General features: G+C 71.5%; 28 protein-coding genes and 1 pseudogene. 14 read left to right on the top strand and 15 right to left on the bottom strand.

Annotated elements, in window-relative coordinates:
* From ABZ939_RS17045 to ABZ939_RS17035, 3 genes are read right to left on the bottom strand one after another with little or no spacing between them, the layout of a single operon-like run.
* Positions 1-1,437, bottom strand: a complete 1,437-nt coding sequence (locus tag ABZ939_RS17045; RefSeq protein ID WP_361854961.1) for a sugar transferase — start codon at positions 1,435-1,437, stop codon at positions 1-3.
* Positions 1,434-2,582, bottom strand: a complete 1,149-nt coding sequence (locus tag ABZ939_RS17040; protein ID WP_361854958.1) for a glycosyltransferase family 4 protein — start codon at positions 2,580-2,582, stop codon at positions 1,434-1,436. Before ABZ939_RS17040 ends, ABZ939_RS17045 begins: the two co-directional genes overlap by 4 nt.
* 1 nt (position 2,583) lies before the next feature.
* Positions 2,584-2,790, bottom strand: a complete 207-nt coding sequence (locus ABZ939_RS17035; protein WP_361854955.1) for a hypothetical protein — start codon at positions 2,788-2,790, stop codon at positions 2,584-2,586.
* Between the two features lie 580 nt (positions 2,791-3,370).
* Between ABZ939_RS17035 and ABZ939_RS17030 the strand changes: the two genes are divergently transcribed.
* The 7 genes and pseudogenes from ABZ939_RS17030 (at position 3,371) to ABZ939_RS17000 (ending at position 7,795) form a co-directional block, all read left to right on the top strand.
* Positions 3,371-3,610 carry a chaplin gene (locus ABZ939_RS17030; RefSeq protein ID WP_361854952.1) on the top strand — a complete coding sequence of 80 codons (240 nt, stop codon included), beginning with the start codon at positions 3,371-3,373 and terminating at the stop codon, positions 3,608-3,610.
* Between the two features lie 260 nt (positions 3,611-3,870).
* The gene (locus tag ABZ939_RS17025) at positions 3,871-4,596 is read left to right on the top strand and encodes a hypothetical protein (RefSeq protein WP_361854949.1); all 726 of its coding nucleotides are present in this window, start codon (positions 3,871-3,873) and stop codon (positions 4,594-4,596) included.
* 249 nt (positions 4,597-4,845) lie between these two features.
* Positions 4,846-5,112: a hypothetical protein gene (locus ABZ939_RS17020; protein WP_361854946.1), complete on the top strand. Its 267-nt coding sequence runs from the start codon at positions 4,846-4,848 to the stop codon at positions 5,110-5,112.
* A 591-nt stretch (positions 5,113-5,703) separates the two neighbouring features.
* Positions 5,704-6,417 carry a hypothetical protein gene (locus ABZ939_RS17015; RefSeq protein WP_361855233.1) on the top strand — a complete coding sequence of 238 codons (714 nt, stop codon included), beginning with the start codon at positions 5,704-5,706 and terminating at the stop codon, positions 6,415-6,417.
* Between the two features lie 10 nt (positions 6,418-6,427).
* Positions 6,428-6,556, top strand: a pseudogene (locus tag ABZ939_RS17010) (hypothetical protein); the annotation flags it as partial.
* A gap of 201 nt (positions 6,557-6,757) precedes the next feature.
* The gene (locus ABZ939_RS17005; RefSeq protein WP_361854943.1) at positions 6,758-7,234 is read left to right on the top strand and encodes a hypothetical protein; all 477 of its coding nucleotides are present in this window, start codon (positions 6,758-6,760) and stop codon (positions 7,232-7,234) included.
* Positions 7,235-7,525: 291 nt separating this feature from the next.
* On the top strand, positions 7,526-7,795 hold the full coding sequence (locus ABZ939_RS17000; RefSeq protein WP_361854940.1) for a chaplin: 270 nt from the start codon (positions 7,526-7,528) through the stop codon (positions 7,793-7,795).
* 72 nt (positions 7,796-7,867) lie between these two features.
* Here ABZ939_RS17000 and ABZ939_RS16995 read toward each other — a convergent pair whose 3' ends face one another.
* On the bottom strand, positions 7,868-8,734 hold the full coding sequence (locus ABZ939_RS16995; RefSeq protein ID WP_361854937.1) for a tyrosinase family protein: 867 nt from the start codon (positions 8,732-8,734) through the stop codon (positions 7,868-7,870).
* Positions 8,718-9,110, bottom strand: a complete 393-nt coding sequence (locus ABZ939_RS16990; RefSeq protein WP_361854934.1) for a tyrosinase family oxidase copper chaperone — start codon at positions 9,108-9,110, stop codon at positions 8,718-8,720. The genes ABZ939_RS16995 and ABZ939_RS16990 overlap by 17 nt, the downstream gene beginning before the upstream one ends.
* A 149-nt stretch (positions 9,111-9,259) precedes the next feature.
* Between ABZ939_RS16990 and ABZ939_RS16985 the strand changes: the two genes are divergently transcribed.
* From ABZ939_RS16985 to ABZ939_RS16975, 3 genes are read left to right on the top strand one after another with little or no spacing between them, the layout of a single operon-like run.
* Positions 9,260-9,763: a DUF5949 family protein gene (locus ABZ939_RS16985; RefSeq protein ID WP_361854931.1), complete on the top strand. Its 504-nt coding sequence runs from the start codon at positions 9,260-9,262 to the stop codon at positions 9,761-9,763.
* Between the two features lie 19 nt (positions 9,764-9,782).
* Positions 9,783-10,427 carry a vitamin K epoxide reductase family protein gene (locus tag ABZ939_RS16980; protein ID WP_361854928.1) on the top strand — a complete coding sequence of 215 codons (645 nt, stop codon included), beginning with the start codon at positions 9,783-9,785 and terminating at the stop codon, positions 10,425-10,427.
* A gap of 1 nt (position 10,428) precedes the next feature.
* Positions 10,429-11,439, top strand: coding sequence for a glycosyl hydrolase (locus ABZ939_RS16975; RefSeq protein ID WP_361854925.1), 1,011 nt, complete (start codon positions 10,429-10,431; stop codon positions 11,437-11,439).
* Here the strand turns inward: ABZ939_RS16975 and ABZ939_RS16970 are convergent.
* Both ABZ939_RS16970 and ABZ939_RS16965 read right to left on the bottom strand, forming a co-directional pair.
* A complete protein-coding gene (locus tag ABZ939_RS16970; protein ID WP_361854922.1) occupies positions 11,405-12,016 on the bottom strand; it encodes a TetR family transcriptional regulator in 612 nt (203 codons plus the stop codon). The two genes, ABZ939_RS16975 and ABZ939_RS16970, sit on opposite strands and share 35 nt — an antisense overlap.
* Positions 12,013-12,702: a hemolysin III family protein gene (locus ABZ939_RS16965; RefSeq protein ID WP_361854919.1), complete on the bottom strand. Its 690-nt coding sequence runs from the start codon at positions 12,700-12,702 to the stop codon at positions 12,013-12,015. The genes ABZ939_RS16970 and ABZ939_RS16965 overlap by 4 nt, the downstream gene beginning before the upstream one ends.
* Positions 12,703-12,898: 196 nt before the next feature.
* Here ABZ939_RS16965 and ABZ939_RS16960 point away from each other — a divergent pair, with 196 nt between their 5' ends.
* Positions 12,899-14,722, top strand: coding sequence for a phosphoenolpyruvate carboxykinase (GTP) (locus ABZ939_RS16960; protein ID WP_361854917.1), 1,824 nt, complete (start codon positions 12,899-12,901; stop codon positions 14,720-14,722).
* Positions 14,723-14,823: 101 nt separating this feature from the next.
* Here the strand turns inward: ABZ939_RS16960 and ABZ939_RS16955 are convergent, their stop codons facing one another.
* From ABZ939_RS16955 to ABZ939_RS16940, 4 genes are read right to left on the bottom strand one after another with little or no spacing between them, the layout of a single operon-like run.
* Positions 14,824-15,435, bottom strand: coding sequence for a hypothetical protein (locus ABZ939_RS16955; protein ID WP_361854915.1), 612 nt, complete (start codon positions 15,433-15,435; stop codon positions 14,824-14,826).
* Positions 15,422-16,990, bottom strand: a complete 1,569-nt coding sequence (locus ABZ939_RS16950; protein ID WP_361854912.1) for a VWA domain-containing protein — start codon at positions 16,988-16,990, stop codon at positions 15,422-15,424. The genes ABZ939_RS16955 and ABZ939_RS16950 overlap by 14 nt, the downstream gene beginning before the upstream one ends.
* Entirely contained in the window at positions 16,987-18,156 is a 1,170-nt protein-coding gene (locus tag ABZ939_RS16945) for a toxic anion resistance protein (protein ID WP_361854909.1), read from the bottom strand. The genes ABZ939_RS16950 and ABZ939_RS16945 overlap by 4 nt, the downstream gene beginning before the upstream one ends.
* Positions 18,153-19,271, bottom strand: coding sequence for a hypothetical protein (locus ABZ939_RS16940; RefSeq protein WP_361854906.1), 1,119 nt, complete (start codon positions 19,269-19,271; stop codon positions 18,153-18,155). The genes ABZ939_RS16945 and ABZ939_RS16940 overlap by 4 nt, the downstream gene beginning before the upstream one ends.
* 136 nt (positions 19,272-19,407) lie before the next feature.
* On the opposite strand from ABZ939_RS16940, the gene ABZ939_RS16935 reads away from it, so the two are divergent.
* On the top strand, positions 19,408-19,785 hold the full coding sequence (locus tag ABZ939_RS16935) for a hypothetical protein (protein WP_361854903.1): 378 nt from the start codon (positions 19,408-19,410) through the stop codon (positions 19,783-19,785).
* 58 nt (positions 19,786-19,843) lie between these two features.
* Here ABZ939_RS16935 and ABZ939_RS16930 read toward each other — a convergent pair whose 3' ends face one another.
* Together ABZ939_RS16930 and ABZ939_RS16925 are read right to left on the bottom strand one after the other, a co-directional pair.
* Positions 19,844-20,236: a hypothetical protein gene (locus tag ABZ939_RS16930; RefSeq protein WP_361854900.1), complete on the bottom strand. Its 393-nt coding sequence runs from the start codon at positions 20,234-20,236 to the stop codon at positions 19,844-19,846.
* A gap of 82 nt (positions 20,237-20,318) precedes the next feature.
* The gene (locus ABZ939_RS16925) at positions 20,319-21,530 is read right to left on the bottom strand and encodes a pyridoxal phosphate-dependent aminotransferase (protein WP_361854897.1); all 1,212 of its coding nucleotides are present in this window, start codon (positions 21,528-21,530) and stop codon (positions 20,319-20,321) included.
* 136 nt (positions 21,531-21,666) lie between these two features.
* Between ABZ939_RS16925 and ABZ939_RS16920 the strand changes: the two genes are divergently transcribed.
* Positions 21,667-22,152 (top strand): hypothetical protein, encoded by a 486-nt coding sequence (locus tag ABZ939_RS16920; RefSeq protein ID WP_361854894.1) that lies wholly within the window; start codon positions 21,667-21,669, stop codon positions 22,150-22,152.
* A gap of 22 nt (positions 22,153-22,174) precedes the next feature.
* Positions 22,175-23,692 (top strand): polyprenol phosphomannose-dependent alpha 1,6 mannosyltransferase MptB, encoded by a 1,518-nt coding sequence (mptB, locus tag ABZ939_RS16915; protein WP_361854891.1) that lies wholly within the window; start codon positions 22,175-22,177, stop codon positions 23,690-23,692.
* Positions 23,693-23,944: 252 nt separating this feature from the next.
* Here mptB and ABZ939_RS16910 read toward each other — a convergent pair whose 3' ends face one another.
* Both ABZ939_RS16910 and ABZ939_RS16905 read right to left on the bottom strand, forming a co-directional pair.
* Positions 23,945-25,543 carry a D-aminoacylase gene (locus tag ABZ939_RS16910; protein ID WP_361854888.1) on the bottom strand — a complete coding sequence of 533 codons (1,599 nt, stop codon included), beginning with the start codon at positions 25,541-25,543 and terminating at the stop codon, positions 23,945-23,947.
* A gap of 9 nt (positions 25,544-25,552) precedes the next feature.
* Positions 25,553-26,836: an alanine racemase gene (locus ABZ939_RS16905; RefSeq protein WP_361854885.1), complete on the bottom strand. Its 1,284-nt coding sequence runs from the start codon at positions 26,834-26,836 to the stop codon at positions 25,553-25,555.
* Positions 26,837-26,851: the final 15 nt, after the last annotated feature.

Raw genomic sequence — 26,851 nt, 5'->3', positions numbered from 1 at the left:
TCAGCTCCCCGCCGGTCGGACCAGTCCGGCCGCGGTCCGCAGCAGGATGCGCACGTCCTGCCAGAGCGACCAGTGATCGATGTAGTGGTTGTCGAAGCGGCAGCGGTCCTCGATAGAGGTGTCGCCGCGCAGCCCGTGCACCTGCGCCAGGCCGGTCAGACCGACCGGCATCCGGTGGCGGTCCGCGTAACCGGCGTGGATCCGGCTGAACTGGGCGACGAAGTAAGGCCGTTCGGGCCGCGGCCCGACCAGGCTCATGTCCCCGCGCAGCACGTTCCACAGCTGCGGCAGCTCGTCCAGCGAACTGCGCCGCAGGAAGTTGCCGACCGTGCTCATCCGTCGGTCGTTGGCGACGCTCCACCGGGTCGCCGACTCGGTCTCGTCGGCCGGGCGCAGCGTACGGAACTTCAGCAACGTGAACAGCCGCCCGTGCTGCCCCACCCGCTCCTGGCGGAAGAGCACCCCGGGCCCGTCGGAGAGCCGCACCGCCAGCGCGCACAGCAGCAGTACGGGCAGGGCGAGGGCCAGCGCGGGACCGGCCAGGACCACGTCGAGCGCGCGCTTCGCGGTCAGGCCGCGCCGCTCGCTCAACGGGACCAGCCGACGGCAGCCGTACCCCCACAGGTGGTCGCCCATCGGCCCGTCGTGCCGCTCGCCGCCCACCCGCCAGGTGGTGCAGCCGTAGTTCTGGAAGAGCGTCACCAGGCCGGTGTCTTCGGTCAGGAACACCGCGTCGCGCACGGTGTTCTGGATGACCGCCCGGTGGATCTCCTCAGGCGAGGAGAGCACCGGAAGACCGGGCTCCCCGTCCGGCCGCGAGCCCACGATCCCGACCGGACGGATGCCGTACCCCGGGTGCTGCGCCACTGCCGCCGCGAACCGGCGGGCGGCCGCCGTCCCGCCCACGACCAGCGCCGACCGCGGATGCGCCCGGGCCGCCCGGCGCCTGTGCGCGTGCACGATTCCGCGGCCCGTACACACGGCGGCGAGATGCGTGGCGTACCCGAATCCGAGTGCGCCCGGGCCGATCGCCTGGGCGGGGGTGTACGCGGCGACGAAGGCCGCCGCGACACACCAGGCGACCGCGGCGCGGGCGGCGAGTGCGGGCAGTTCGTCCAGTACGGAGGTGAGGGCGCCGGGCCGGTGGAGCCCCGCGTACCCGTTGAGCACGAGGACGCATCCGGCCACCAGCAGGAACAGCCGGAGCTCGCGGTGCGGCTCGGGCAGCAGCGCGGCGGCGAGCAGCACGGCCAGACCGTCGGCCACGATCAGCGGTACGGCGGCCGTACGCGACGGCGCGGGCCGGCGCGGCGGCAGCGCGAGCCGCTCGGACCTGCGGCGCTGCGGTGCGAGGGAGGCGAGTCCGGGCGCGTGGCCCGTGCCCGCCTGGGGCCAGGGGCCCGGTGAGGGAGGGACGCTGGTGCTTTCCGTAGTCACGGCGAAATCGGCTCTCTGTGCTCGGTGCACCGCACTCCGGCCAGCTCGCGGTACACGCCCGCGACGGCCGCGCCGGTGCGCCGCACATCGAATCTGCTGAGTACGTGCTCGTGGGCCTGGCGGCCCAGGTCCCGCCGCAGCTCCGGCCGGCCGAGAAGGCGGCCGACGGCGGCGGCGAGCGAGGCCGGGTCCTCGGACGGGACCAGGCACAGGGGTTCGTGGCCGGGCGGCAGGCTTTCGCGCGCCCCGTCCACATCGCTGACCACGACCGGCCGGCCGCTCGCCATGGCCTCCAGGGGTGCGAGCGCCATGCCCTCCCAACGGGAGGGCAGCACGACCAGATCGGCCGCCCGGTACCACGGCGCGGTGTCGTCGACGGCGCCGGCGAACCGCACCGAAGCAGGCGCCCCGGCCCGCAGCCGCTCGCCGTCCGGTCCGTCACCGACCAGGACGAGACGGGCGGTCGGGATCTCGGCGAGGACGGCCGGCCAGGCGGCGAGCAGAACGTCCTGCCCCTTCTGCCGGCACAGCCGCCCGACACACACGACGAGGGGCCCGTCGCCGGCTGCGTCCTCACCGGCCGTCGGCGCGGCGGCGAACCTTGCCACGTCCACGCCGTTGTGGATGACCGACCAGGTCGCCCGGACGCCCGCCTCCTCGCCCGTACGGCGTTCGGCCTCGCTGACGCAGATGATCCGCTGCGTCCAGCGCGCCGCCCGGCGCTCCCAGCGCACGGCCAGCGCGGCGATCGTTCCCTCGACCGCCTCGAAGGACCAGGCATGCGGCTGATAGACCGTCGGGATCCGCCCGCGCAGGGCCAGTCGGGCGCACAGCCCGGCCTTTGCGCTGTGCGCGTGGACCAGCGCGGGGCGGACCGTACGGATCAGCCGGGCGAGGTCGCGGGTCTCCCGGACCAACTTCGGACCGGGGTCACGACCCGCCCGCCACGCGTGCAGCCTGGCGCCCTCGGCCAGGACGGCCGTGGCGAGCGGGGTGTGGGGAGGGCAGGCGACGGCGACCCGCAGCCCGGCCGCGAGCTGGGCGCGGACCAGGTCGGTGACGACCCGGGCGACACCGCCGTCACCGGGCTGGACCGCGTGCAGCACGGTGAAGGAAGAGGAGTCCGGCTCCCGTGGGGACAGCACGTCAACGCCCGACGTCCGCCTGGAGGAAGAGCGCCCCGAGCCGGACGGTGTCCTTCCGGGTGCCGAAGCGGACGTGGAATCGGTCGGCTCCATGGCGCAGCGCACCCCCGAGATCGAAGACGTCGGAGTCGTACCCCAGGGCGTTCTGACGAACGGGCAGCCGTTCGATCCGGTCGGCGCCGAAATCGGTGATGCTGGAGTTCATCACGTCGTCAACGGAATTGGCGGATTCGGAGAGCAGGACACTCTTCGACGCGAACGGGACGCGGGGGGCCTCCGTGGGCTGGGGCGCGGCGGCGGAGGCGGCCGGCAACGCGGCGGACGGAGCCGCACACGACAGGGCGCACAACAGACCGCGGCGCACAGCGTGAACCGCTGAATTCCGCATACAGGTTCTCCGCTTTGATGAGAGAGAGAAGGGAAGACCCGTGAAGACCGGGGGAGAGGAACGAGTCGGCCGTACGAAATATGTGAACGCGCGGCTGGACCGGAAGCAACGTTCGGGAACGTTATAACCCCGACGCCGGGCGATAGTAAGCATTAGATGCTCGCGAACGCTAACTCCCGTATCCGTTCGGCAGGTTCCTCGTTGTGCGTGTTGCGCCATTCCCGGCCCACTCGCTCGAATGACCCTCCTATGGCCCAAAGATCTGTTGAACGTCACCCGTTCGGGAGAGCAACCGATCAATTGGCGCCGCGTTGTTGAAGGAGCGTGGCGAAACCGTCCGCGCCGACCGTCGGGTCCGACCGATCCGATGTGTCCGAACACAATCGAGGAGCGCTTCTCCATGTCCCGTATCGCGAAGGCTGTAGTCCTGTCCGTGGGCGTCGCCGCGTCCGTCGCGGGTGCCACCGGTGTCGCCGCCGCCGACTCGCACGCCGAGGGCGCGGCCGTGAAGTCCCCGGGTGTCCTGTCCGGCAACCTCATCCAGGTTCCGATCCACATCCCGATCAACGCCTGCGGCAACACCGTCAACGTCATCGGCGCGCTGAACCCGGCCTTCGGCAACACCTGCGCCAACGTCTGATCTCGCACGCCGGATCGTGGTCCTTCCGAGGCCGGCGCGCCGCCCCGTCCAGGGGTGCGGCGCGCCGGCCTTCCGCTCGTTCGGACGCACCCACGTGCGCCGTTCGGTGCAACGGCGTACGCCCCTCGGAGGACCAGGTCAGAGGGTTGGATTCACTCGAACGGAGGGGTGGCGCTCAGTAGTTCTGTCGTTGCGGAGCGCTATACCCGCAGGCACGGTGGGTTGAGTCGTTGTCCGACGCATACGGAAAAGGAACATTCATGCGTCCCCTGGCTTCAAGCCGCCTCACCGCCCTGGCGATATCCGCCGTCATCACCCTCGGTATGGCGGGACCCGCCGTCGCCGACGAATCCCGCCCGTCCCGCGCGGCCACCGATTCCGCGCACGCTCCCCTCCCCGACGCCACCGCCCTGCTGGCCCAGACGGAAGCCCTCGGGAACATGGGGGCGGTGACCGCCCCGGTCACCGAACTCCTCACCGCCGTACTCAAGGCCGACGACGGTCAGGTCCCCGCCGCCGACGCGGAGGCCCTCAAGGCGAAGATCAAGGCGGCCGTCGATGCCGCCAAGGGCACCGTTCCGGCGCCGCTGCCGGAGACCCCCGCGGTCGAAGCGCCGGCCGTCGCAGCCCCGGTGGCCCCGCTCGCGACCGGCGCGAAGGCAGCCGCGCCCGCCGACATCGTCACCGACGCACTCGCCACGGTCGAGAAGGCGGTCGCCGGTCTGCTCGCGGCGGTCACCTCCGGTGAGGCGACCGGTGTCGTCACCCAGGTCACCGCGACCCTGACCTCGCTGGTCAACCTCGCCGTGGCCACCGTGCTCGGCAGTGGCCTGCCCGCGGCCGACCTCCCAGGGCTGCCGACCCTGCCGACGCTCCCGGTGGAGCTGCCGGTCGAGCCGCCGGTGGAGCTGCCGGTCGATCCGCCGGTGCAGCTGCCGGTCGGCGCCAAGGCCGCAGCCCCCCAGCTGCCCCTGCCCGTCCGGTAGCCGGCGACATCGCGACCGCGCCGTGCCTGCCCGGCTGACCGCCGGGCGGCACGGCGCACGCATGTCCGATCGTCACATATGACCGGTTCTCATCAATCGGGTGCAGTGTCGAGAAATCCTTCCTCCCGGAGTTTCCGGGGAGCGTGCCCCTCGTTACAGAAGGAGGAACGACGTGCGGGAATTGCTCAAGAAGCCTGCACAGCAAGCGACTTGCTTGCGAAACGACGCAATAGAGGAAGGACTCATTTCATGAAGCCCACCAAGGTTGCCGCGGTCGTCGCCGGTTCTGTGATGGCTCTGGGTGCCGCGGCGCCCGCGATGGCCGCCGAGTCGATGGCGATCCCCACCAGCCTGAACGGTGGTCTCGGGGCGCTCACGAGCGAGGGCCTGAAGACGGACGCGCTGAGCACCACCACGGACGGCTCCGTCGTCAAGACCGTGGGGGACACCGCGAACCAGCTGAACAAGACGACTCAGAGCGCGCCGCTGCTCGGTGGCCTCCCGGTCGGCGGCTGACGAGCACTCGGCAGTACCGCTCCACCGCGCGTCTCGCCCGCGCGTACGACCGCGGCACGCGGTCTCGACCCTCCTGGATCGCCCCCCTCGCTCCGCCGGCAGGCGGAGGCTCCCACCGGCGAGGGCCGCCACTCACGGTGATCGGCCGATAGAATGATTTTCTGTTCGGCTGCCGTGTGGTCCCGGCTCCCGCAGTGCGCCGCTCCTTACGCTCTCGCCAACCCCCACGGAAGGTTGGCCCATGGAGAGACCGAGGACGGCAGCGCTCCATCTCGCGCCGCAGCGCGGCGTATCTGCCCGGTGTTCCCCTGAGTCTTACGTTCCGTAACCAGTCCGTCAGTGAATGACGCACTGGGTGCGCGGACAGGCCGGTCGGAGTGAGGGGGGATCCCCGCCGGTCTCTCCCTTTCTCCAGAGGAAGAGCGGTATGCGATCCATCATCAGCAGGAAGCTGCTCACTGCCGCGGCTGCGACGGGCATTCTGTCGCTGACCGGAGGCTTGGCCGTGGCGGCGAACTCCCCGGGCAGTACGGGTGATTCACCAGGCTCCGACACGGGCCAGCACCTTCAGGTCCCCCTTCCCCAGCAGCTGTGCGAGCACCCGGCGGTCGGCGACCTCTGTGGCCAGACCGGGGACGAGCCCGACGGGTACGGGGAGAACGACGTCCCGGACGACGGGTACCCCACGCCGCCCGACGACCACCCGGGCAACCCGGGCCAGCATCCGGGCAACCCGGGCTACCCGGGGGACAACCCCGATCACCCGGACTACCCGGACCACCCCACGAACCCGCCGCACACGACGAAGCCGCCGCACACGTCGTACCCGCCGACGAAGCCGCCGCACACGACGAAGCCGCCGACCACGCAGCCGCCGACGACCCAGCCGCCGACGACTCAGCCGCCGACGACCCAGCCGCCGACGACCCAGCCGCCGACGACTCAGCCGCCGACGACCCAGCCGCCGACGACCCAGCCACCGACGACTCACCCGCCGACGAAGCCGCCGCACACGTCGTACCCGCCGACGAAGCCGCCGCACACGTCGTACCCGCCGACGAAGCCGCCGCACACGTCGTACCCGCCGACGAAGCCGCCGCACACGACGAAGCCGCCGACGACTCAGCCGCCGACCACGCAGCCGCCGACCACGCAGCCGCCGACCACGCAGCCGCCGACGACCCAGCCGCCGACGACCCAGCCGCCGACGACCCAGCCACCGACCACGCAGCCGCCGACGACTCAGCCACCGACCTCGCCTCCGCACACGACGAAGCCGCCGACCACGCCGCCGGACAAGCCTGAGCTCCCTGACACCGGCGCCAGTGACACGGTGCTGGTGGGTGCCGGCGCCGCGAGCGCGGCCCTGCTGCTCGCTGGAGCCTTCGTGTACCGACGCGCGGGGCGGGCCGCAAGCGCCGGACGCTCGGAACGCCGTCACTGACGCGCCGTACTGACGACGCGTCAACCAGGGCCCCCGCCGTCACCGGTGGGGGCCTTCCGCGTTGCTGCATACAGGCGAATTCCGCGACGTTCCTTCCGGAGGGCTCGTTCTCAGAGCGCAGCACCACCGCACCGTCGTCACCTGCTCTGAAGGGCGTACGCAGTCATGAATCTGCGATCTCAAGCCGGCATGGGAATCCTCATGACCGCTCTCGCCTCCGCGGCCATGGCCGCCCCCGCGGCCGCCGCCGAGGCACCGGTGGTCGTTCCGCTCCAGGGCCTGGAGCCGGTGATCCCGATGGACGCCCCCTCGGTGGCCACCGGGGTCCCGCTGCCCGTGCCGGGGGGACCCACCGGCTTCCAGGAGGGGCAGTCCGGCTTCCTGCCGGACGTCACCCTGCCGCGGGTGCCGGTCGCCAGCACGGTCCCGCGGACCCTCGTCGCCGCCCCGCTGCCCGAGGTCATCGAGGGAAGCGAGCCCGGCAAGGCCCTGTTCGCCACTCCCAGCGCGCCCGTGCGGGCGACCACCCCCGGCGCCACGGTCGGCAACCCCGTGGTCACGCCGCGCGGCGACCGGCTCGGACTGCCGGACCTCGCCGTGCCGGAGGTCGGCGTCCTCACCCCCGCGGTGAGCGGAGCGCTGGACTCCCAGCTGGGTCTGGCGCAGCCGACGGCCTGACGGCGGTCTTTTGTACGACCAATGACCCGGCGGGTGAAGGCACGATTCTTCCCCGCCACCCGAGGGGTCGTTGCTCGTTACAACAGAAGGCTTGTCGCATGGCCGTGGCCCGCAGTCCACGGGTTCGCTCCGTCGTATCCGACGGCGGGCGGCCCACTGGTCTGCGGGCCTTCCCCACGTCATTTTCGTTCCGTCCGGCCTAAAGGCCGTGACCCGTGCGCCATTTCGGCGTTGAACGGGAATGTCGGCCGTGATTCTCGCGGTCGCCTTTCCACGTTCAAGGAGTTCTTGATGTCTCGCATCGCGAAGGCTGCCGCTGTCCTCGCCGGCACGGGTGCCGTTGCCCTCAGCGGAGCCGGCATGGCCGTCGCCGACTCGGGCGCCGGGGCCGTCGCCGCCCACTCGCCCGGTGTGGGTTCCGGCAACGTCGTCCAGGTTCCGGTCCACGTGCCGATCAACCTCTGCGGCAACACCGTGACCGTCATCGGTCTGATCAACCCGGCGTTCGGCAACCAGTGCGCGAACATCGACGCCCACGACGACGGTGGCTACGGCGGCTGAGCCCCTCAGCACCGAGCGGCCCCCCGGCACACCCGCCGGGGGGCCGCTTCCGTATGCGGAGCAGCGCCATCCCTACGCGTAGCGGTAGATCCCGCTGTGGTCGAGCATCTCGGCCGGGGTGACACCCCACGGGCCCATCTTCTCGTCGCGGGCCGCGATCCGGCGGTACTGCGAGTCACCCAGCTCCGGCGGCCGCTCGGGCAGATAGCCGGCCCGCGGGTTGCGCTGCTGCCAGCGCGACCAGAGCAGATCGACGAAGGAGTGGTGGAGCCAGAAGACCGGATCGTTGACGGAGGCCCCGCCGAGCATCAGCCCGCCGACCCAGCGGTGCACCCGGTTGTGGATACGGAAGCGGTCGTTGCCCCGGCCCGGGGCCCAGCCCTCCAGGCGGTTGCGGAAACCCGAGTCGCTTGTGGAGTTCCAGGGCGCCACGTCGTACACCGTCTCCCGCATCACCTCGTCGAGCTGCGCCTTCGTCGGCAGCGTGATCGGGTCACGGGGGCGGCCGAAGTCCCTGGTCAGGAAGCGGCCCTCGGTCATGGCGTGCTTCACGGTCCAGCGCCCGCCCGCGTAGGCGAAGGGCCCGGTCATCACCTGGAGGTCGCTGCGTCGCCCGTTGCCGCCCATGAAATCGTCGCTCCACAGCGAGGACGCCGGGGTGTTGTCCCGGGTCCAGTCCCAGTACGGCACGGTGACCGTCGGGTCGATCCGGCGCAGCGCGCGCTCGAACTCCAGCAGGAACTTGCGGTGCCAGGGCAGAAAACTGGGTGTCATGTGGGCGAGGCGGAGCCGGTTGTCCCCGTCGGCGACGTAGTAGTCGATGTGCGTACGGACGAAGTCGTCGTACTTTCCGCTGCGCTTGAGCTCCAGGACGGCGGCGACGAACTTCTTCCGCTCGGCACTGGTCAGATCGCGCTGGTTCTTACGCGTGTACGCCACGCGGGCTCCCTCCCGGGTGGGTGCCGTGGGCGGCGGCGAAGCGGGTCAGCTGGGCGGACCCCAGCTCGTCCACGGCCGCGCGGGTGGCCGCCAGCGGCGTCGAATAGGTCTGGTAATGGTCGACGGGGGTGAGGTAGCCGCCGTCGGCGCAGCGCATCAGATGCAGCGGCCGGCCGTCGACCAGGATCTCCGGCACCCCGGCGGGGGTGGGGCGGGCCTGGATGCGGCGGCCCCCGTACATCTCGTCGAAGGAGTCGCCGGAGGCGACGGGGGGTCGGCGTGGCGCCGCGGCGATACGGGCCAGCGCGCCGCCGGTGAACGCGGTGACGGTCAGGGTGAACAGTGACCGCAGTGCGACGCGGCGCGGGACGATCATGAGTGATCTCCTGATTTCGGCAAGTGCCCTATGGGCACAACGATGGAAACCCGACTTCGTTGCGAGCGAAATGCCAGCGGGGTGAATGTCGGCCGATCGAGTGAATTCGGGGCCGGGTCGCGGCTGTTCGACCACTAGCATCCGGATTCATGACCTCTTCCAACGTCGTTTCCTCGACGCGCAGCGAATCCCCTCTGGGGACGCTCACCGTCGTTCCGTGGACCATCGGGCCCACCGCCGATACACCCGTCACCCCCTTTCTGATGGTGTATTCGCTCGGGGACGGCCGTGACGGCCCCGAGGCCGGCGAAGAGGCGATGCGGGCCGCCCTCGACGGCATGGGCCTGCCGCTCGGCGACCGCGTGGTCGACGCCTCGGTGGAGCGGGCGACCGGTGCCCATCTGCTCGTCGAGGCCCAGCGGGCCGTGCTCACCCTGCCGTTCATGAAGGCGCAGATCCCGGTCCCGGTGGAGTGGGAGGCGGCCGCTCACGAGAACGGGCACGTCTACCTCATCTGCTCCGTACGCCCCTGGCCCGACGCCGTGCCCGGCGAGGCGGTCACGGAGGCGCGGCTGAAGTCCTTCGTCACCGACGACAAGGTCGTGGGGGCCGCGGCGCACGCCCTGCTGCCCGTCCGGCGGCTGCAGGGCTGAGCGGAGAGGGGGCGGCGTCATGGCGACGGTCAACGTACGGGGCGGGGTGCCGGGGCAGCGGCAGGAGGAGTCCCGGGAGAGCACCGGGACGATCGGTGCGAGCCGGGCCCTCGGGCTGCTGCTGATGATCACCGGGGCGGCCGGGGTGCTGGCCGCCTGGGTCATCACGATCGACAAGTTCAAGCTCCTGGAGGACCCGAACTTCCAGCCGGGCTGCAGCCTCAACCCGATCGTGTCCTGCGGCAACATCATGAAGAGCGAGCAGGCCGCGGTGTTCGGCTTCCCGAACCCGATGCTCGGTCTCGTGACGTACGCGATGGTCGTGGCCATCGGCGCCGGGGTCCTGGCGGGCGCCCGCTACCGCGGCTGGTTCTGGCTCGGTCTGAACGCCGGAATGGTGTTCGGCGTCGGGTTCTGCACCTGGCTGATGGCCCAGTCGCTGTACGAGATCAACGCACTCTGCCTGTGGTGCTGTCTGGCCTGGGCCGCCACGATCGTCATGTTCTGGTACGTGACCTCGCACAACGTCCGGACGGGCGTGCTTCCCGCGCCCGCCGCCGTGAAGGGGTTCTTCGAGGACTTCACCTTCGCGCTGCCCGTCCTGCACATCGGGATCATCGGGATGCTGATCCTGACCCGATGGTGGGACTTCTGGACAAGCTGACGTGGGCCTCCTCTCCTGGCCGCGGGCCGCACTGATCGTGCTGCTCGCGGCCGTTGTCGCGCTCGTCCTGTCGTGGGACCGGATCGCGCCGGGCTCCCGGCACCGCGCCGAGCCGACCGAGCCCGACCCGGCGCCGCTGACCGTGCCGTCCGGTTTCTTCACCGGCTCCGACGAGAAGGGGGTGCGGCGGATCGCCGAGGTGCAGCGCTGGCTCGGCGGCACGTCGCTGACCGTCGGGCACACCTATCTTCCCGGCGACCGCTGGTCCAACATCGAGGGCCATCCCGCGCTCTTCGAGCCGTGGGCGCGGTGGAAGGAGGAGCGGCCGGGGCGGCTCTTCGTGCTGAACGTGCCGCTGCTCGACCGGAACGAGGAGGGGCTGCCGGACGCCGAGGTCAGGGCCGGGCTGCGGCGCGGGGCGGCGGGGGCGTACGACGGTCATTTCCGCACGCTGGGGGAGCGGCTGGTCGAGCACCGGCTCTCGGACGCCGTGCTCGTCCTGGGCTGGGAGATGAACGGCACCACCTACAGTCACCGCTGCGGACCGGACCCGGAGAGCTGGAAGGCGTACTGGCAGCGGGTCGTGGGCGTGCTGCGCGAGGTGGCCGGTCAGCGGTTCCGCTTCGACTTCACCGCGAGCCGGGGGCGGGACGCGGTGGAGTGGACGCGCTGCTACCCGGGTGACGCGTACGTCGACATCATCGGGCTCGACGCCTACGACCAGCCCGAGGGGCTCTCCTTCGAGGATCAGGTCACGGAGGACTTCGGGCTCGCGCACCATGTGCGCTTCGCGGCGGAGCACGGCAAGCCCGTCTCGTACCCGGAGTGGGGTCTCTTCCGCAACGGGGACAATCCGGCGTACGTACGGGGGATGCTCGACTGGTTCGCGCGGCACCGGCCGGTCTACCAGACGTTCACGGACTACTGCCCGCACGGGGTGTGGGCGTGCGCCGACAATCCCGAGTCGGGCCGGGTCGTCAGGGGAGCGCTCGGAGCGACAGACCGCCCTTGAGGGTGTCGACGGTCCGGTCGAGGAGCGGGATCAGATCGTCGGTCTGTCCGCGCTCGGCCCAGTAGACGGTCGCCTCGCGCAGGGCGCCGAGGACCGCTGCCGTGAAGACCCGTACCTCGAGGTCGTCGGCGTCCCGGCCGGTGCGCTCGGCGAGGGCGCGGGCCAGGAGCTGGGCGGTCTCGGCGGCGGTCTCGGTGAGCCGGGCCCGTACGGCCGGGATCTCGACCATGACGCGGGCGCGCAGCCGGGTCTCCTCCGGCTCGTCGGCGAGTGCCGTCGCCACCGCTTCGAGGACGACGGCGCGCAGGGACTCCAGCGGCTCCTCGTCGGCCGGCCGGGCCCGCAGCCGGGCGTCGAGGAGCGCGTCGCTCTCGTCGGTGAGGAGGATGTCCTCCTTGACCGGGAAGTAGCGCACGACGGTGGAGGGGGAGACGTCGGCCGCCGCCGCGATCCGGTCGACGGTGGCCGCTTCGTACCCCTGCTCGGCGATCAGCCGGTAGGTGGCCTTCCGGATCGCGGCGCGGGTCTTGGCCTTCTTGCGCTCGCGCAGGCCGGGCGGAGGGGACGGCTCGCTCACGCTTGGTAGGCCACCAGCGAGATGCCGACGTAGTGGACGATGAAGGCGGCCAGGGTCAGCGAGTGGAAGACCTCGTGGAAGCCGAACCAGTGCGGGGACGGGTTGGGGCGCTTCATGGCGTAGATGATCCCGCCCGCGCTGTAGAGGAGTCCGCCGACGATGACGAGGACGAGGACGGCGATGCCGCCGGCCCGCATGAAGTCGGGCAGGAAGAAGACGGCTGCCCAGCCCATCGCGATGTAGCAGGGCGTGTACAGCCAGCGAGGGGCTCCGACCCAGAAGACCCGGAAGGCGATGCCGGCCGTGGCGGCGCCCCAGACCGCCCACATGAGCGGCCGCCCGGTGGAATCGGGGAGAAGCAGCAGCGTGAGCGGCGTATAGGTGCCCGCGATGATCAGAAAGATATTGGCGTGATCCAGGCGCCGCAGGACGGCCTCGGCGCGCGGTCCCCAGGTGCCGCGGTGGTACAGCGCGCTGATGCCGAAGAGCAGGCAGGCGGTGAGGACGTAGATCCCGCAGGCGATCCGGGCCCTTGGCGAGTCGGAGAGCGCGACCAGGGTGAGGCCCGCGACGAGGACGGCGGGGAACATCCCCGCATGCAGCCAGCCTCTGAGCCGTGGCTTCAGCGGGAGTGACGAAGCCCGTGTCTGCTCTGTCTGGGTCACTTCCGGCATGGCTGCAGTCATGAGACCGAATGCTACCTACGCCTCCGTAACTCTCCGATTCGAGTGGCGATGCTCACGTGGGCGGCCCTCTGGACATATGGGCACTTGCGTCGGATGATCAAATGAGTGCGGTCGGCACCGGATGAGCAGCTACGACGCATCCGGGTCGCAGCCCCCACGGGGCAGACATCTAAAAACCCCTCATCAAGGAGCAATCGTGGCGCGCGACAACGCGGCTCCCACCACCCTTCCGACCCAGCACCAGGAGCTGATCTCCTGGGTGAACGAGATCGCGGCGATCACGCAGCCGGACGCCGTGGTCTGGTGCGACGGATCCGAGGCCGAGTACGAGCGCCTCTGCGAGGAGCTCGTCGCCAAGGGCACGTTCAAGAAGCTTGACCCGATCAAGCGACCGAACTCGTACTACGCCGCCTCCGACCCCTCCGACGTCGCGCGCGTCGAGGACCGGACCTTCATCTGCTCCGAGAAGGAGGAGGACGCGGGCCCGACCAACCACTGGAAGGCCCCGGCCGAGATGAAGGACATCTTCGCCGGTGAGAAGGGCATCTTCCGGGGCTCGATGCGTGGCCGCACCATGTACGTCGTGCCCTTCTGCATGGGCCCGGTCGGCTCGCCGCTCTCCGCGATCGGTGTCGAGATCACCGACTCCGCGTACGTCGCCGTCTCCATGCGCACCATGACCCGCATGGGCCAGGCCGTCCTCGACGAGCTGGGCACCGACGGCTTCTTCGTGAAGGCCGTCCACACGCTGGGCGCGCCCCTGGAAGAGGGCCAGGAGGACGTGCCGTGGCCCTGCAACTCCACCAAGTACATCTCCCACTTCCCCGAGACCCGCGAGATCTGGTCGTACGGCTCCGGCTACGGCGGCAACGCCCTGCTCGGCAAGAAGTGCTACGCGCTGCGTATCGCGTCCGTCATGGCGCGTGACGAGGGCTGGCTCGCCGAGCACATGCTGATCCTCAAGCTCACCCCGCCGCAGGGCGAGTCCAAGTACGTCGCCGCCGCCTTCCCGTCCGCCTGTGGCAAGACGAACCTCGCCATGCTGGAGCCCACGATCTCCGGCTGGACGGTCGAGACCATCGGCGACGACATCGCCTGGATGCGCTTCGGCGAGGACGGCCGCCTCTACGCGATCAACCCCGAGGCCGGCTTCTTCGGCGTCGCGCCCGGCACCGGCGAGCACACCAACGCCAACGCCATGAAGACCATGTGGGGCAACTCCGTCTTCACCAACGTCGCGCTCACCGACGACGGCGACGTGTGGTGGGAGGGCATGACCGAGGAGCTGCCCAAGCACCTCACCGACTGGAAGGGCAACGACTGGACGCCGGAGTCCGAGACCCCGGCCGCCCACCCGAACGCCCGCTTCACCGTCCCGGCCGGGCAGTGCCCGATCATCGCGCCGGAGTGGGAGGACCCGAAGGGCGTGCCGATCTCGGCGATCCTCTTCGGCGGCCGTCGCGCCTCCGCCGTCCCGCTGGTCACCGAGTCCTTCAACTGGCAGCACGGTGTCTTCCTCGGCGCGAACGTCGCCTCCGAGAAGACCGCCGCCGCCGAGGGCAAGGTCGGCGAGCTGCGCCGCGACCCCTTCGCCATGCTGCCGTTCTGCGGCTACAACATGGGCGACTACATGGCCCACTGGGTCAAGGTCGGCGCCTCCGCGGACGCCGCCAAGCTCCCGAAGATCTACTACGTCAACTGGTTCCGCAAGAACGAGGCCGGCAAGTTCGTCTGGCCCGGCTTCGGCGAGAACAGCCGCGTCCTGAAGTGGATCGTGGAGCGCCTGGAGGGCAAGGCCGAGGGCGTCGAGACCCCGATCGGCATCCTGCCGACCGTCGACTCGCTCGACACCGAGGGCCTGGAGATGCCGGCGGAGGACCTGGAGTTCCTGCTCAAGGTCGACCGCGACGTCTGGCGCGAGGAGGCCGCCCTGGTCCCCGAGCACCTGAACACCTTCGGCGACCACACGCCGAAGGAGCTGTGGGACGAGTACCGCGCGCTGGTCGAGCGCCTGGGCTGATCCCGCGCCTCAAGACTCGTGGCGGGTCGCCCCGAACACCGCCCTGACCAGTGGGGTCACGAACGGCTCGTCACGATGCACACCGGCCCCCCGAAGCCCCCTCACGGCTTCGGGGGCCGGTGCTTTTGCACGCGACCCTCGACGTACGCGGTGTGCGTGCGTTGGCGGATCTCCTCGGCGTCCTGGAGGGCCGCGGCGATCTGGGACATCTCGGCGTGGAGGGCGGTCAGCTGGCGTTCGAGGTGGCGCTCGGGGGGCTCGGAGCCCGAGGTCACCCGCGACCACCACCGGGTCCGTACGAAGGTGTCCACCGCCTCCGGCATGTCCTGGCGCACCGCCCGGGCCAGCACGTGCAGGTGCTCAGGGTCGCTCACCCAGCCCGGTGCGAGGAGCGCCTCGACCAGGGAGTCCAGCTCGGTGAGGCGGCCGGCCGCCGCGGGTGGCAGCTCGACCTCCGCGAGATAGCCGCGCAGGGTCGTGAAGTCCGCTCGCAGGGCGTCGAGTTGTTCCGCGGCGTCCGGGAACTCCGGGGCCGGCGGCCGCTCGGGCGGGGCGATCAGCGCGCCCGCGCCGTACAGGCCGACGACGACCACGGGCCAGAGGGAGCCGGCCGCGCCGGTGAAGGTGAGCGCGAGACCGACGACCCCGCAGGCGCTTCCGGTGAGGTTCTTGCGCGATTCGAGGTACCGCAGGACCGGGTTACTGGTAGCCACGGATCTCCTCGAAGGCTCCGTCCAGCGAGCCCTTGTTGGCGTCGAAGAGCCGGCCGCCGGTCAGCGACGCGATGTGGTCGAGTTCGGCCCGGTCGGAGTCCCCGAAGAGGATCGGGAAGACCGGCGTCCGCTGCTGCGCGGGCGGCAGGGTCCCGTAGAAGGAGTCGAACGCGGCGGCCGGGTCGCCGTCGGTGTTCTCGCCGTCCGTCATCAGCACGATCGAGGTGAAGACGTCGGCCTCGGGGGCGGTGCCGAGGTGTTCGTACGCCTCCTTCAGGCTGGAGTAGATCGCGGTGCCGCCCGAGGCGGACAGGGCCGCGGCGTCCGTGCGGATCGCGTCCTGCGCGGCCTTCGGGGAGGCCGGGTCGACCGTGTGCGTACGGACCTCGGCCGTCTTCACGGACGAGCCGAAGGGCATCAGGGTGACCACCTCGCGGTCCCGGAAGTCCCCGGTCAGCTCGGCGAGCGCCGACTTCAGCCGGGTGAGCCGCCCGCCCGCCATGGAGCCGGAGGTGTCGAGGACGTAGACCGTACGGGATGGGCGGCGGAGCTTGTTCTCGTACGCGTCGAGGAGGCCGTCGGCGACGGACCGGCTGCCGGGGAAGGGCAGTTCGCGGCGCTGGTCGGCGGTGAGAGGCTTCGCGAGCTCCACCCCGGGGACGACCGGTCGGCGCAGGGTCCGGTTGGTGATCATCCGCTGGGCGGTCGGCGTACGGAGATGGGCGGTGAGGCTCGCGGCCGACTGCTTGGCCTCCGGGCTCGCGGAGGTGAGGAGGGTGAAGGGGTAGTCGGCGGTGACGACCCCGTCGGCGGGGCGGACGACCGTGATCTTCTCGCCCATGTTCAGCAGCACGGACTCGTAGTTGATCAGCGCGTCGACCTCGGTGCGGCGGGACCACGCGGTGGCCAGCCAGCCGGAGGAGCCCGACGTCAGCTTCTGTCCTCCGAAGAACTCCTTGAGCTTCGGCGTGGCCGCGGCGACGTCCTTCTCGGTGAGGGCCGACTGGGCGCCGGAGAGGCCGGAGGCGATGGAGATCAGGGCGGAGAAGCCGGAGTTGGAACGGGCCGGGTCGGTCATTCCGTAGCCGAGCTTCTTCTCGGCGACGGCCTGGTGGATCTGCGACCAGGTGACCTTGGCGGGGTCCCAGCCGAGCGCGGTCACGGCGCCAGGGCGGAGGCCGAGGGCGACCGGGGAGGTCATGATCGGGGTCTCGCCGGTGATCTTCTTCGCGGTGTCGGGGCGCAGCCGAAGGTAGTCGTTGGAGGAGAGCCAGACCGCGTCGTACGACTTCTCCGCCGCTCCGGACGCGATCTGCTCGACGGCGTCGAGCGTGCCGGTGTAGGTGGGCCTGACGGTGACCCCCGTGGCCTTGCGGGCCTCTTCGAGGACGGGCTCCATGTCGGCGAGTTCGGAGGAGGCGAGGACGCGGAGCGTGCCGGGTGCGGGGGCCAGGCCCTGCTCGTCGGGACGGTCGCCCTCGCCGGTGCAGCCCGCCACGGTCACCGTGGCGAGGAGGGCGAGTGCGGCGAGGGCGCGGCGCGCGGGAGGTCTCATCCCTGGCCTCCTTCCAGCGCGCTCGTGCGGCGGGTGCGGTCCAGGTAGGCGCTCGCGGTCTGGAGTTCGGCGGTCAGGGACTCGACCGTCGCCGCCATGGACTCGGTCGCCTGGACCTTGTACGTGTCGATCGCGTCGAGCGTCCGGTAGATCTGCTGGAACGCCGTGCGCAGCGTCTCCGCGCCGACCGCCGGGTCCGCCGCGATCCGCTGGATCTCGCCGCTCTGGGTCGCCAGCATCTCGGCGTTGCCGCGGATCAGGTCCTCCGTCGTCGAGCGCAGGACGTTGACCTGCTCGGTCACCTTGCGCTGATTCTCCAGGGCGGAGGAGAGCATGACGGCGATCCGCAGCGCGGAGACCGTCGTCGTCGCCGCCCGGTCGACGCCCTTGATGAGCTCGTCGTTGTTGCGGCGGACGACGTCCATCGCCAGGTACCCCTGGGCGCAGACGGCGAGCTGGGTCAGCAGGTCCTGGTGCTTCTGGCGGACCGGGAAGAGGACGTCGGAGCGCAGCGCGTCCGCCGCCGTGGGGTCCGCGGTCGTCGCGATGCGTTCCTCGACGGCCGCGTCGAGGGCCTCGGTGAGCACCGCGTACTCCTGGAGCTTGCCCATGGTCTCCCAGAGCCGGGCCCGCTCGGTCTGCAGCGCCGCGTTGTCGCGGCGCAGTTCGTCCTGGCCGCCGCGCAGGGAGCCGACGATCCGGTTCAGCGTGCCCTGGGAGGAGGCGTACTTGGCGACGTGGTCGCGCAGCTTGTTGCCGCCCGGGAGCTTGGACAGGAACCGCTTGACGCCCCCGCCGGGCGTGTCGCGCGGGTCGAGGTCCTCCACGGTGCGGCGCAGCTCGACGAGCGAGGAGCCGACCCGGGACTGGGCGTCGCCGCCGCCGTCGGCCAGCGAGCGGACCGTGCGGTCGAGCATGCGGTTCGACTGCGCCGCGGCGCTGCGCATCTCACCGGCCCCGAGGGCGGCGATCTCCCCGATGCGGCCCGCGAACTCGGGCGAGCGGGTGTCGAGTCCGGCCAGGGAGCCGACGTACTCGACCGCGCGGCGGGTCATCTCGGTGCGGACGGACTCGTCGAGCGGGACGAGGCCGGAGGCCTGTTCGGTACGGACCGGGGCGACCGGCTCCGGCGGGGTGAGGATCAGCGGTGCGTCGGGCGTGGTCATGCGGGGTCCCCCTGGGTACGGGCCCGCCGCGCCATCTCGTGCAGCACCTCGCTGGTGGGCACGGGCGCCTGGCGGACTCCGGTCATGGTCTGGTTGAGGCGGTCCTTGAGGGCCGCCGTCGCGGCCGTGAACTCGGCGGCGGCGCCCTGCGGGCGGAAGCCGTGGCTCACCGCGAGCTCGCGCAACTCCTTGTCGGAGGTGAGGAGTTCGCCGAGCGTCCGGCCGTTGTCGCTGAGCGGGACGAGCGTGTGGTCGCTGATCACCGTGGTGTCGGGGTACAGCACCACCAGGTCGCCCAGGTCCTGCTTCGCCAGGAGCGGGGAGGCGACCTGGGACTCGTACACGAGCACCAGGGGATTGCCGACACCGCTGATGAAGTCGCGGAACGGCGCGTCCGATCCGGACTGCTGGGCGCCCTGCACCTGGATCAGCTTGCGCAGCAGCGGCGCCGTGCGGTCCACGGCCGCCTTGTCGCCGGCCACCTTGCCGCCGTCGGCGACATAGCTCGCCGCGGCGAGGTAGAGCGCGCCGGAGTTGGAGGCGACCGGGTCGGTCGACGTGATGAAGACCGTGCCGTTCAACTCAGGGTGCCCGGCAGCGCCCTTGAGCTGCTGCCAGGTCCGGTCGGCTCGCGCGGCCTCCAGATACGGACCCATGCGCAGGGTGCCCGTCCGGCCTCCGGCGCCGAGGGTGACCAGGCCGTTGTCGGCGAGGACCTTGGCGGCGGAGCTGTGCGCGACGACGACCAGCGGCGAGTAGAAGGGCCGCAGCACGGCGCCCTTGGCCTTCGTCCGGGCCCGCAGCTCGTCGGCCGGGGCCTTGGACGAGGGGAACGCGAAGTCATAGCCTTCGAGCGGCAGTTGCTCCATGTCCCAGGACCCGGAGGTCTCCGCCTTCACGGTGAAGCCCTTGTCGGCCAGGGCCTTCACCACCTTGGGATCGGCGAAGAACTCCGCCTTCTCCGATCCGATCACTCCTCGCACGGTCTTCGTTGCCGTGCCCTTGTCCTTGTCGCCGCCCGCCACGAGGGCGACGGCCACGCCGCCGAGGAGCAGGACGGCCAGGACGATTCCCAGAATGCGTCTCACGCGGGCAGAGTGCTCGCGGAAGCCCACATTCCAGGGCGAGTTGGGTGGACGGGAGGTGAAGTGCCGATCCCGGTACTGAACCGGACGGCGGTGTACCGTGAGCCGCCATCTACTGGGGGGTGGGGAGATGCGGGAACGGGCTGCCGTGGTGGGGTGCTCGCTCATGGTTCTGGTGCCGCTCGGCGGCATCGTCGCGTACATGTACGCCGTCGGGGAGAACCACAAGAATCTGCGCTTCGCGTCGCAGGACGTGACGGTGGCCAGGTGCACCCTGGACCCGGTCTCGCGACGGCCGGTGGCCGAGCTGTCGGTCACCAGTCAGGCGCGTCGCACGGGGACGTACACGGTGACCGTGGAGTTCCAGGACGCACGGGAGAAGGCCGTCGACCAGGGCACGGGGGTCGTCGAGGACCTCGCGCACGGGGCCACCGGCCGTACGGTCGTCGTGGGGGTCAAGGCGTACGGCGGTGACTCGCCGAAGTGCGTCGTCCAGGACGCCGACTTCCGGCGCACCGGACCCGTGCCGACCGCCACGCCGTAGCGGCGGCGGGTGTGTGGCGCCCGGCCCGCGCGGCTGTGCGGCGCGCGGACCGGGGCCGTCAGGGGGCGCTGACCAGCTTGTGGGAGGTCAGTGCCGCGGTGTGCGCGTCCATGCGCTCGGCGGCGAGGATCGCGGCGGCCGTGTCGGCCCGGGAGGCGGCGACGACCAGGGCGCGGCCCGCGAGGGCATGGGCGCGGCGGTGCAGCGACTCGGCGTTCGAACCGCTCAGCCCCGCGTGACGGGCCGGCGGCGCGCCGCGCAGTCGTGCCACCTGCCGGGCGATGAGCTCACCGGCCGCCTCGTCGCCCAGCTCGTCCGTGACGGCGAGCAGCGCGGCGAGATGTCCGGCGAGCTGGATGTCCAGCTCTTCCTCGCGGGAGCGGTGCGGGTACGCGTTCTGGTCGTCGTCGGCCATCCGGTGGACCGACTTGGTGCGGATCGGTTCGTACATGGGGACGGCCTCCTGCAGTAGCTCTGGAGCCATCCTAGCTTGGATTCAATCTAAAGTTGAGCTGCGTCCGGAAGGTGAGAGGCTACGGCTGGCTGTAGCCGTCCAGGAAGCGTCCGATCCGGGTCACCGCGTCCGCCAGATCCGCGGCGTTCGGGAGCGTGACGATCCGGAAGTGGTCCGGCTCGTGCCAGTTGAAGCCCGTGCCGTGCACCACCATGATCTTCTCGGCCCGCAGCAGGTCGAGGACCATCTGCCGGTCGTCCTTGATCTTGTAGACGTTCGGGTCGAGCCGCGGGAAGAGGTACAGGGCACCCTTCGGCTTCACGCAGGTCACGCCAGGGATCTGCGTGAGCAGCTCGTACGCCGTGTCGCGCTGCTCGAGGAGCCGGCCGCCGGGCAGGACCAGGTCCTCGATCGACTGCCGGCCCTGCAGGGCGGCGGCCACCGCGTGCTGCGCGGGCATGTTGGCGCACAGCCGCATGTTGGCGAGGATCGTCAGCCCCTCGATGTACGAGGTGGCGTGGGCCTTGGGGCCGCAGACCGCGAGCCAGCCGGAGCGGAAGCCCGCCACCCGGTAGTTCTTGCTCATCCCGTTGAAGGTGAGGACGAGGAGATCCGGGGCGATCGCGGCCGTGGGCGTGTGCGTGGTGCCGTCGTAGAGGATCTTGTCGTAGATCTCGTCGGAGCAGACGACCAGGTTGTGGCGGCGGGCGATCTCGGTGAGCGAGCGGAGCATCTCGTCGTCGTAGACGGCGCCCGTGGGATTGTTCGGGTTGATGATCACGATCGCCTTGGTGCGATCGGTGATCTTCCGCTCGATGTCGGCGAGATCCGGCATCCAGTCCGCCTGCTCGTCGCAGCGGTAGTGCACGGCCGTACCGCCCGCGAGGGAGACGGACGCGGTCCACAGCGGATAGTCCGGGGCGGGGACGAGGACCTCGTCGCCGTCGTCGAGCAGCGCCTGCATCGACATCTGGATCAGCTCGGAGACGCCGTTGCCGAGGTAGATGTCCTCGACGGAGAGCGGAATGCCCTTGGTCTCGTAGTGGCTCATCACCGCGCGGCGGGCTGCGAGCAGGCCCTTCGCGTCTCCGTAGCCGTGGGCGTCGGCGAGGTTGCGCAGGACGTCCTCGAGGATCGCCGGCGGGCACTCGAAGCCGAAGGCGGCCGGGTTTCCGGTGTTGAGCTTGAGGATGCGATGACCGGCAGCCTCCAGCCGCATCGCCTCTTCGAGCACCGGGCCCCGGATTTCGTAACAGACGTTGGCGAGCTTCGTGGACTGGATCACCTGCATGTCGAGAGCTTACGGCGGGCCGGAGCAGGACGCCTCGTGTTTTGGGACACGTCGGGCGGAACGGGGAAGCTCGGGCGTTCGTCCGGAATGTGACCTGGCTCGCTCCGCGGGTCCCTCCTGCCTAGAATTCGCCGCCATGAGCAACGAGGACCAGCGCGCCGTGGGCGCCCCGGTACGCCGCGGCCGTCATGCGTCGGCACGGCGGGGCCCGGGCATGCGCTGGGCCCTCGCCGGGGGCGGTGTCGTCGGCCTCGGGCTCCTGGCCGCCGTCGTCGCCGGGGCCTTCCGCACCGGGGAGACCGGCGGGTCGTCCCCGGGAGGCGAAGGGCACCCGGGGCTGCCCGCGCTCATCCAGGCCGATCCCTCGGGGAACTCCTCGGGGGACTCCTCGGACGACGGGCAGCCGGGTGAGGACGGGGCGTCCGGCGCTGGGGCGAAGCCGAGTGCTCCGGCGAGCGCCGGCTCGACGGCGGCCGTCGGCCCGAGCGCCGCGACCCCTTCGGGGACCGCGAGCGCCTCGCCCACCGCGACGGCCGTCGGCGCGGACGGCACCGGCGACGGTTCCGGCGAGAAGCCGGGGAAGTCGGGCTCGGCCCCGGGAGCGTCGAAGAAGCCCAGGTAGCGCCCAGGTAGGTTGACCCCCCATGTGGGTGTTGAGTGCCTCCGGGTCCCGGTGGCTGGGTGCGGTCGGGTCGCTCGCCGTCGCGGTGGGCGGGTACACGGCCGGAACGCTGCCGGTGCGCGAGCCGTGGGGGCTGTGGGCGCCGCGGGGGTCGCTCGTGACGGTGACCGGTGCCGTACTCGCGTACCTCGGGCTGACCCTGCTCGTGGCGGCCTGGTGGCGGTACGGGGTGCTGCTGGCGCGGGGGGTGCGGGACGCGCGGGAGCGGGTTCTGGCGACCCTGGGGTGGTGGACGGCACCGCTGGTGCTCGCGCCGCCGCTGTACAGCGCCGACGTGTACAGCTACATCGCGCAGGGCGCCATGGTCCTGGAGGGGTACGACGTGTACGGGGCGGGGCCGTCGGTCCTCGGCGCCGGCGACCTCGGGGTGGACGCGGCGGCGAGCGTCGGCGGGCACTGGACCGACACCCCCGCTCCGTACGGGCCGATCTTCCTCGTCCTCGCGCAGGGCGTGGTGAAGCTGACCGGCGGGGAGATCGTGCCGGCCGTGATCGGGATGCGGCTGATCGCGCTGGGCGCGCTCGCGCTGATCGTCTGGGCCGTCCGGGGGATGGTGGCGGGTGCGGGGCGCCGTGGGGACGGCGGTGGGGACGGCTGTCTGGGCGGCGGTGGGGACGGCCGCGGGGACGGCTGTCTGGGTGAGAGCGGGGCGCTGTGGCTGGCCGCGCTCAACCCGCTGCTGCTGATCCATGTCGTCGGCGGGATGCACAACGACGGGCTCATGATCGGCCTGATGCTGAGCGGCGTCGTGCTCGCGGCACGGGGGCGATGGGTGGTCGGCTGTGTGCTCGTCGGGCTGGCGATGATGGTGAAGTCGCCGGCGGCGGTGGCGCTGCTGTTCATCGGCGTGATGATCGCGCGGCGGGACGGTGGCGTACGGGGGGTCGTGAAGGGGCTCGTGGGGCCGGGGCTTGTCGCGGGCGGGGTGGCCGTGGGCGCCACCGTGGTGGCCGGGACGGGATTTGGCTGGCTGCGGACGCAGAGCGTCGCCGGGTCCATTCACACGGCGCTGTCCGTCACCAGTGACGTGGGCCTCGGGCTCGGGCTGCTCGTCGCGGACGACCCGGAACCGGTCAAGGGCGTGGTGCAGAAGCTGGGGCTGCTGGCGGCGCTGGCGATCATCGGGTCGCTGGCGTGGCGGGCGTGGAAGGGGCGGATCGATCCGGTGCTGGGACTGGGTCTTTCGCTGGTGGCGCTGGTGGCGCTGTCGCCGATGGTTCAGCCCTGGTATCTGCTGTGGGGGACGGCTGTCGTGGCGGCGGTCGCGTGGGACACGCGGGTGGGGCAGGTGCTCGGCGTGGTGTCGGCGGCGCTCGTGTACGAGACGGCGCCGTCCGGACATACGCCGTGGTACGGGTTCGTGGTGGCGGGTCTTGTTCTGGCCGCGGGCCTCGTGTGGGGGCGGCGCGAGCCGTGGGGGCGGCCCGCCCTGGGCACCGCCCCCGTGGTGGACGGGGACATGGAGCGGACGCGCCCGTAAGGGCGCCGTCCCGTGTGCCCACCCGTCCCGCCCCAGCGGGACGATTGCCCACACGGGGTGCGGTGGGTGGGGCGGGTCGGGTGCCCACAGCGGGGTGCCGTGGGTGGGGGCGGGATGGTTGCCCACGCGGGGTGCGGTGGGTGGGGGCGGGACGGGTGCCCACAACGGTGCGGGTGGGTGGGGCGGGACGGGTGCCCGCAAGGGTGGGGGCGGGACGGTTGGCCGTGGGAGGGTGGGGCATCGTCCACATGGTCATCGGGGTCGGATCGACCTGCCCGCGATGACGTCCGTTCGCTTGCCGTCCTCCATCACGAAGCGGCCGTCGATCAGCACGTGGGGGATGCCCACCGGGAGCGTTCTCGGGGCGTCGTACGTCGAGCCCGCGGCCACTGTCGCCGGGTCGAAGAGGACCAGGTCGGCGCGGTAGCCCTCGCGGACAAGGCCCCGGTCCGGCAGGCGCAGGCGGGCGGCCGGGCGGGAGGTCAGGTGGGCCACGCACTCCTCCAGCGACAGGACGCCCAGCTCGCGCACGTACCGCCCGAGGTACTGCGGGAAGGTGCCGTACGCCCGCGGGTGCGGCTTGAAGCCCTGGAGGATTCCGTCCGAGCCGCCGGTGTGGACCCGGTGGCGCATGATCGTCCGGACGTTCTCCTCGTGGCCGACGTGCTGGAGGATCGTCGAGCCCAGCCGGTCGCCGATCAGCAGACGGCGGGCCGTGGTCCAGCCGTCCAGGCGACGGCCCACGAGGTCCGCGAGGCCGGGGTCGCTCACGCCCGAGATCTCGATCGTGTCCCACTCGATCGGCACCCCGTGGCAGCCGTCCGAGCCGATCTCCTCCAGGTGGTGGCGGATACGCTCGGCCGTCTCGTCGTCCTCCAGGCGGGCGAGGACCGCCTCGGGGCCGCCTTCGCTCGCCCAGCTCGGCAGCAGGGCCACCAGCGTCGTACAGCCTGGGGTGTACGGGTAGCTGTCGAGGGAGATGTCGGCGCCCTGTTCCAACGCCTCGTCGAGGAGGGCCAGCAGGTCGGGGGCCCTGCCCTTGTTCACGCCGAAGTTCATCGTCGCGTGCGCCAGGTGGAGCGCGCAGCCCGCGTCCCGGGTGACGGCGACCATCTCCTCGTAGGCCTGGAGCGCACCGGCGCCGTACGAGCGGTGGTGCGGGCAGTAGTAGCCGTCGTACCGGGCCACGACCTTGCACAGCTCGGCGAGTTCGGTGTCGGGGGCGTACATCCCGGGGGTGTAGGTCAGCCCGGAGGACATGCCGACCGCGCCCTGCTCCATGCCCTCCGCGACGAGCTGACGCATCCGGTTCAGCTCGGCCTCGGTGGCGGGGCGGTCGTCCCAGCCGACCGCGTACATCCGCACCGTGCCCTGGGGGACGAGGTAGGCCGCGTTGACGGCGATGCCCTGTCCGCCGTGGGAGCGGTCGAGGCGGTCCAGGTACTCGCCGACCGTGCGCCAGTCGAAGTCGATGGTGGTATCCCCGGGCGCACCACCGTTCCAGCCGGTGATCGCCCGGCGGACCTCCCCGAGCGTACGGTCGTCGACCGGCGCGTACGACAGACCGTCCTGGCCGAGGACTTCGAGGGTCACGCCCTGTGCGGCCTTCGCGCTGTGGTCCGGGTCCCGGAGCAGCGCGAGGTCGCTGTGGGCGTGCATGTCGATGAAGCCGGGGGACAGGGCGAGGCCCTCGGCGTCCAGGACGCGGCGGGCGGTGGGGCGCTGGCAGCCGGCCGCCGCGCCCTCCTTGACGATGGCGGCGATCCGGCCGCCGTCGACGGCGACGTCGGCGCGGTAGGAGTCCCCGCCGGAGCCGTCGATGACGTCCACGTCGCGGATGACGAGGTCCACGGCGGGCTCCTAGAAGAAGGTGCGGATGTAGTCGACGACCGTGCCGTCCGCCTCGACCAGTGGGATCAACTGCCACTTGTCGAAGGCGGTACAGGGGTGGGAGATGCCCATGCCGAGCCAGTCGCCGACCTCGATCGCGGCGCCCGGCTCCGTGCGGAGCCAGCCGTGCTGGTCGGAGAGGGCGGTGACCGCGATGCCGTCGGCGGGGCGGACGGCGCCGGTGCGGGCGTCGCGTACGACCTCCGCCTCCGGGAGGCGGAGGTCGTACGCGAGGTCGCGCTTGCCCGCGTTGGTGAACGCCTCCTCGGGGGAGGGGCGGGAGACGACCTGTGCCCAGAGCCGGAAGGCGGGCTGGAGCGCGCCCTCCTCGGGGACCCGGTTGAAGGGGGTGAGCTCGCGGTAGTGGCCCGAGTCATGCGAGACGTATGCGCCTGAGCGGAGCAACTTCAGTACGGGCAGGGAGAGTTCGGGGATCTCCGCGAAGACGTCGGCGACCGTGTCGAACCACTCGCTGCCGCCCGCGCTGACGACGATCTCCTCGATCTCGGGGGAGAAGAGGCCGGCCTTGTCGAAGGCGGCGGTGAGGGAGACGAGGCGGTCCAGCCAGGCCTGGACGCGCTCGGGTGTGGCCTGCGGCACCTGTGCCTCGTAGCCGGCCACGCCGACCAGGCGCAGGGTGGTCGTCGCGGCGACGGCGTCGGCGACGGCGGTGCAGTCGGCCTCCGTACGGGCTCCGGTACGGGCTCCCTCGCCGGCGCCGAGCTCGACGACGACGTCGACGGGGCGGCGGGCGCCGGCCTCGGTGAGCGCCGCGTCCATCAGCTCGACCCCGCGCACGGAGTCCACGTAGCAGACGAAGCGGAAGTCCGGGTCGGCGTCGAGCTCGGCGGCGAGCCAGCGCAGTGCGGGCGCGTCGACGAGCTCGTTGGCGAGGAAGATCCGGGCGATGCCGTGGGCACGGTAGACCCGGGCCTGGTGCGGGACGGCGGCGGTGATGCCCCACGCGCCGTGCTCCAGCTGGCGGTCGAAGAGCTGGGGGGCCATGGAGGTCTTGCCGTGCGGGGCGAAGGCGAGGCCGTGGTGTTCGGCGTAGCTCTCCAGGAGGCGGAGGTTGTGCTCGACGGACTCGGCGGAGAGGGCGAGGACGGGGGTGGTGAAGCCGCCGGTGAACAGACTGCGGCGCTGGGCCGCCAGCTCGCCGACGGTCAGACCCTCGGCGTCCGGGGGCAGGGCCTTGAAGCGGTGGTCGACACGCTCGTTGGCCAGCTGAGGGGTGGGCCGGTCGGCGGGCATGGATCCTCCTCGTCG

Source organism: Streptomyces sp. NPDC046712 (assembly GCF_040645695.1).
GTDB lineage: Bacteria > Actinomycetota > Actinomycetes > Streptomycetales > Streptomycetaceae > Streptomyces.
This window is presented reverse-complemented; position numbering and strand designations above follow the sequence as displayed.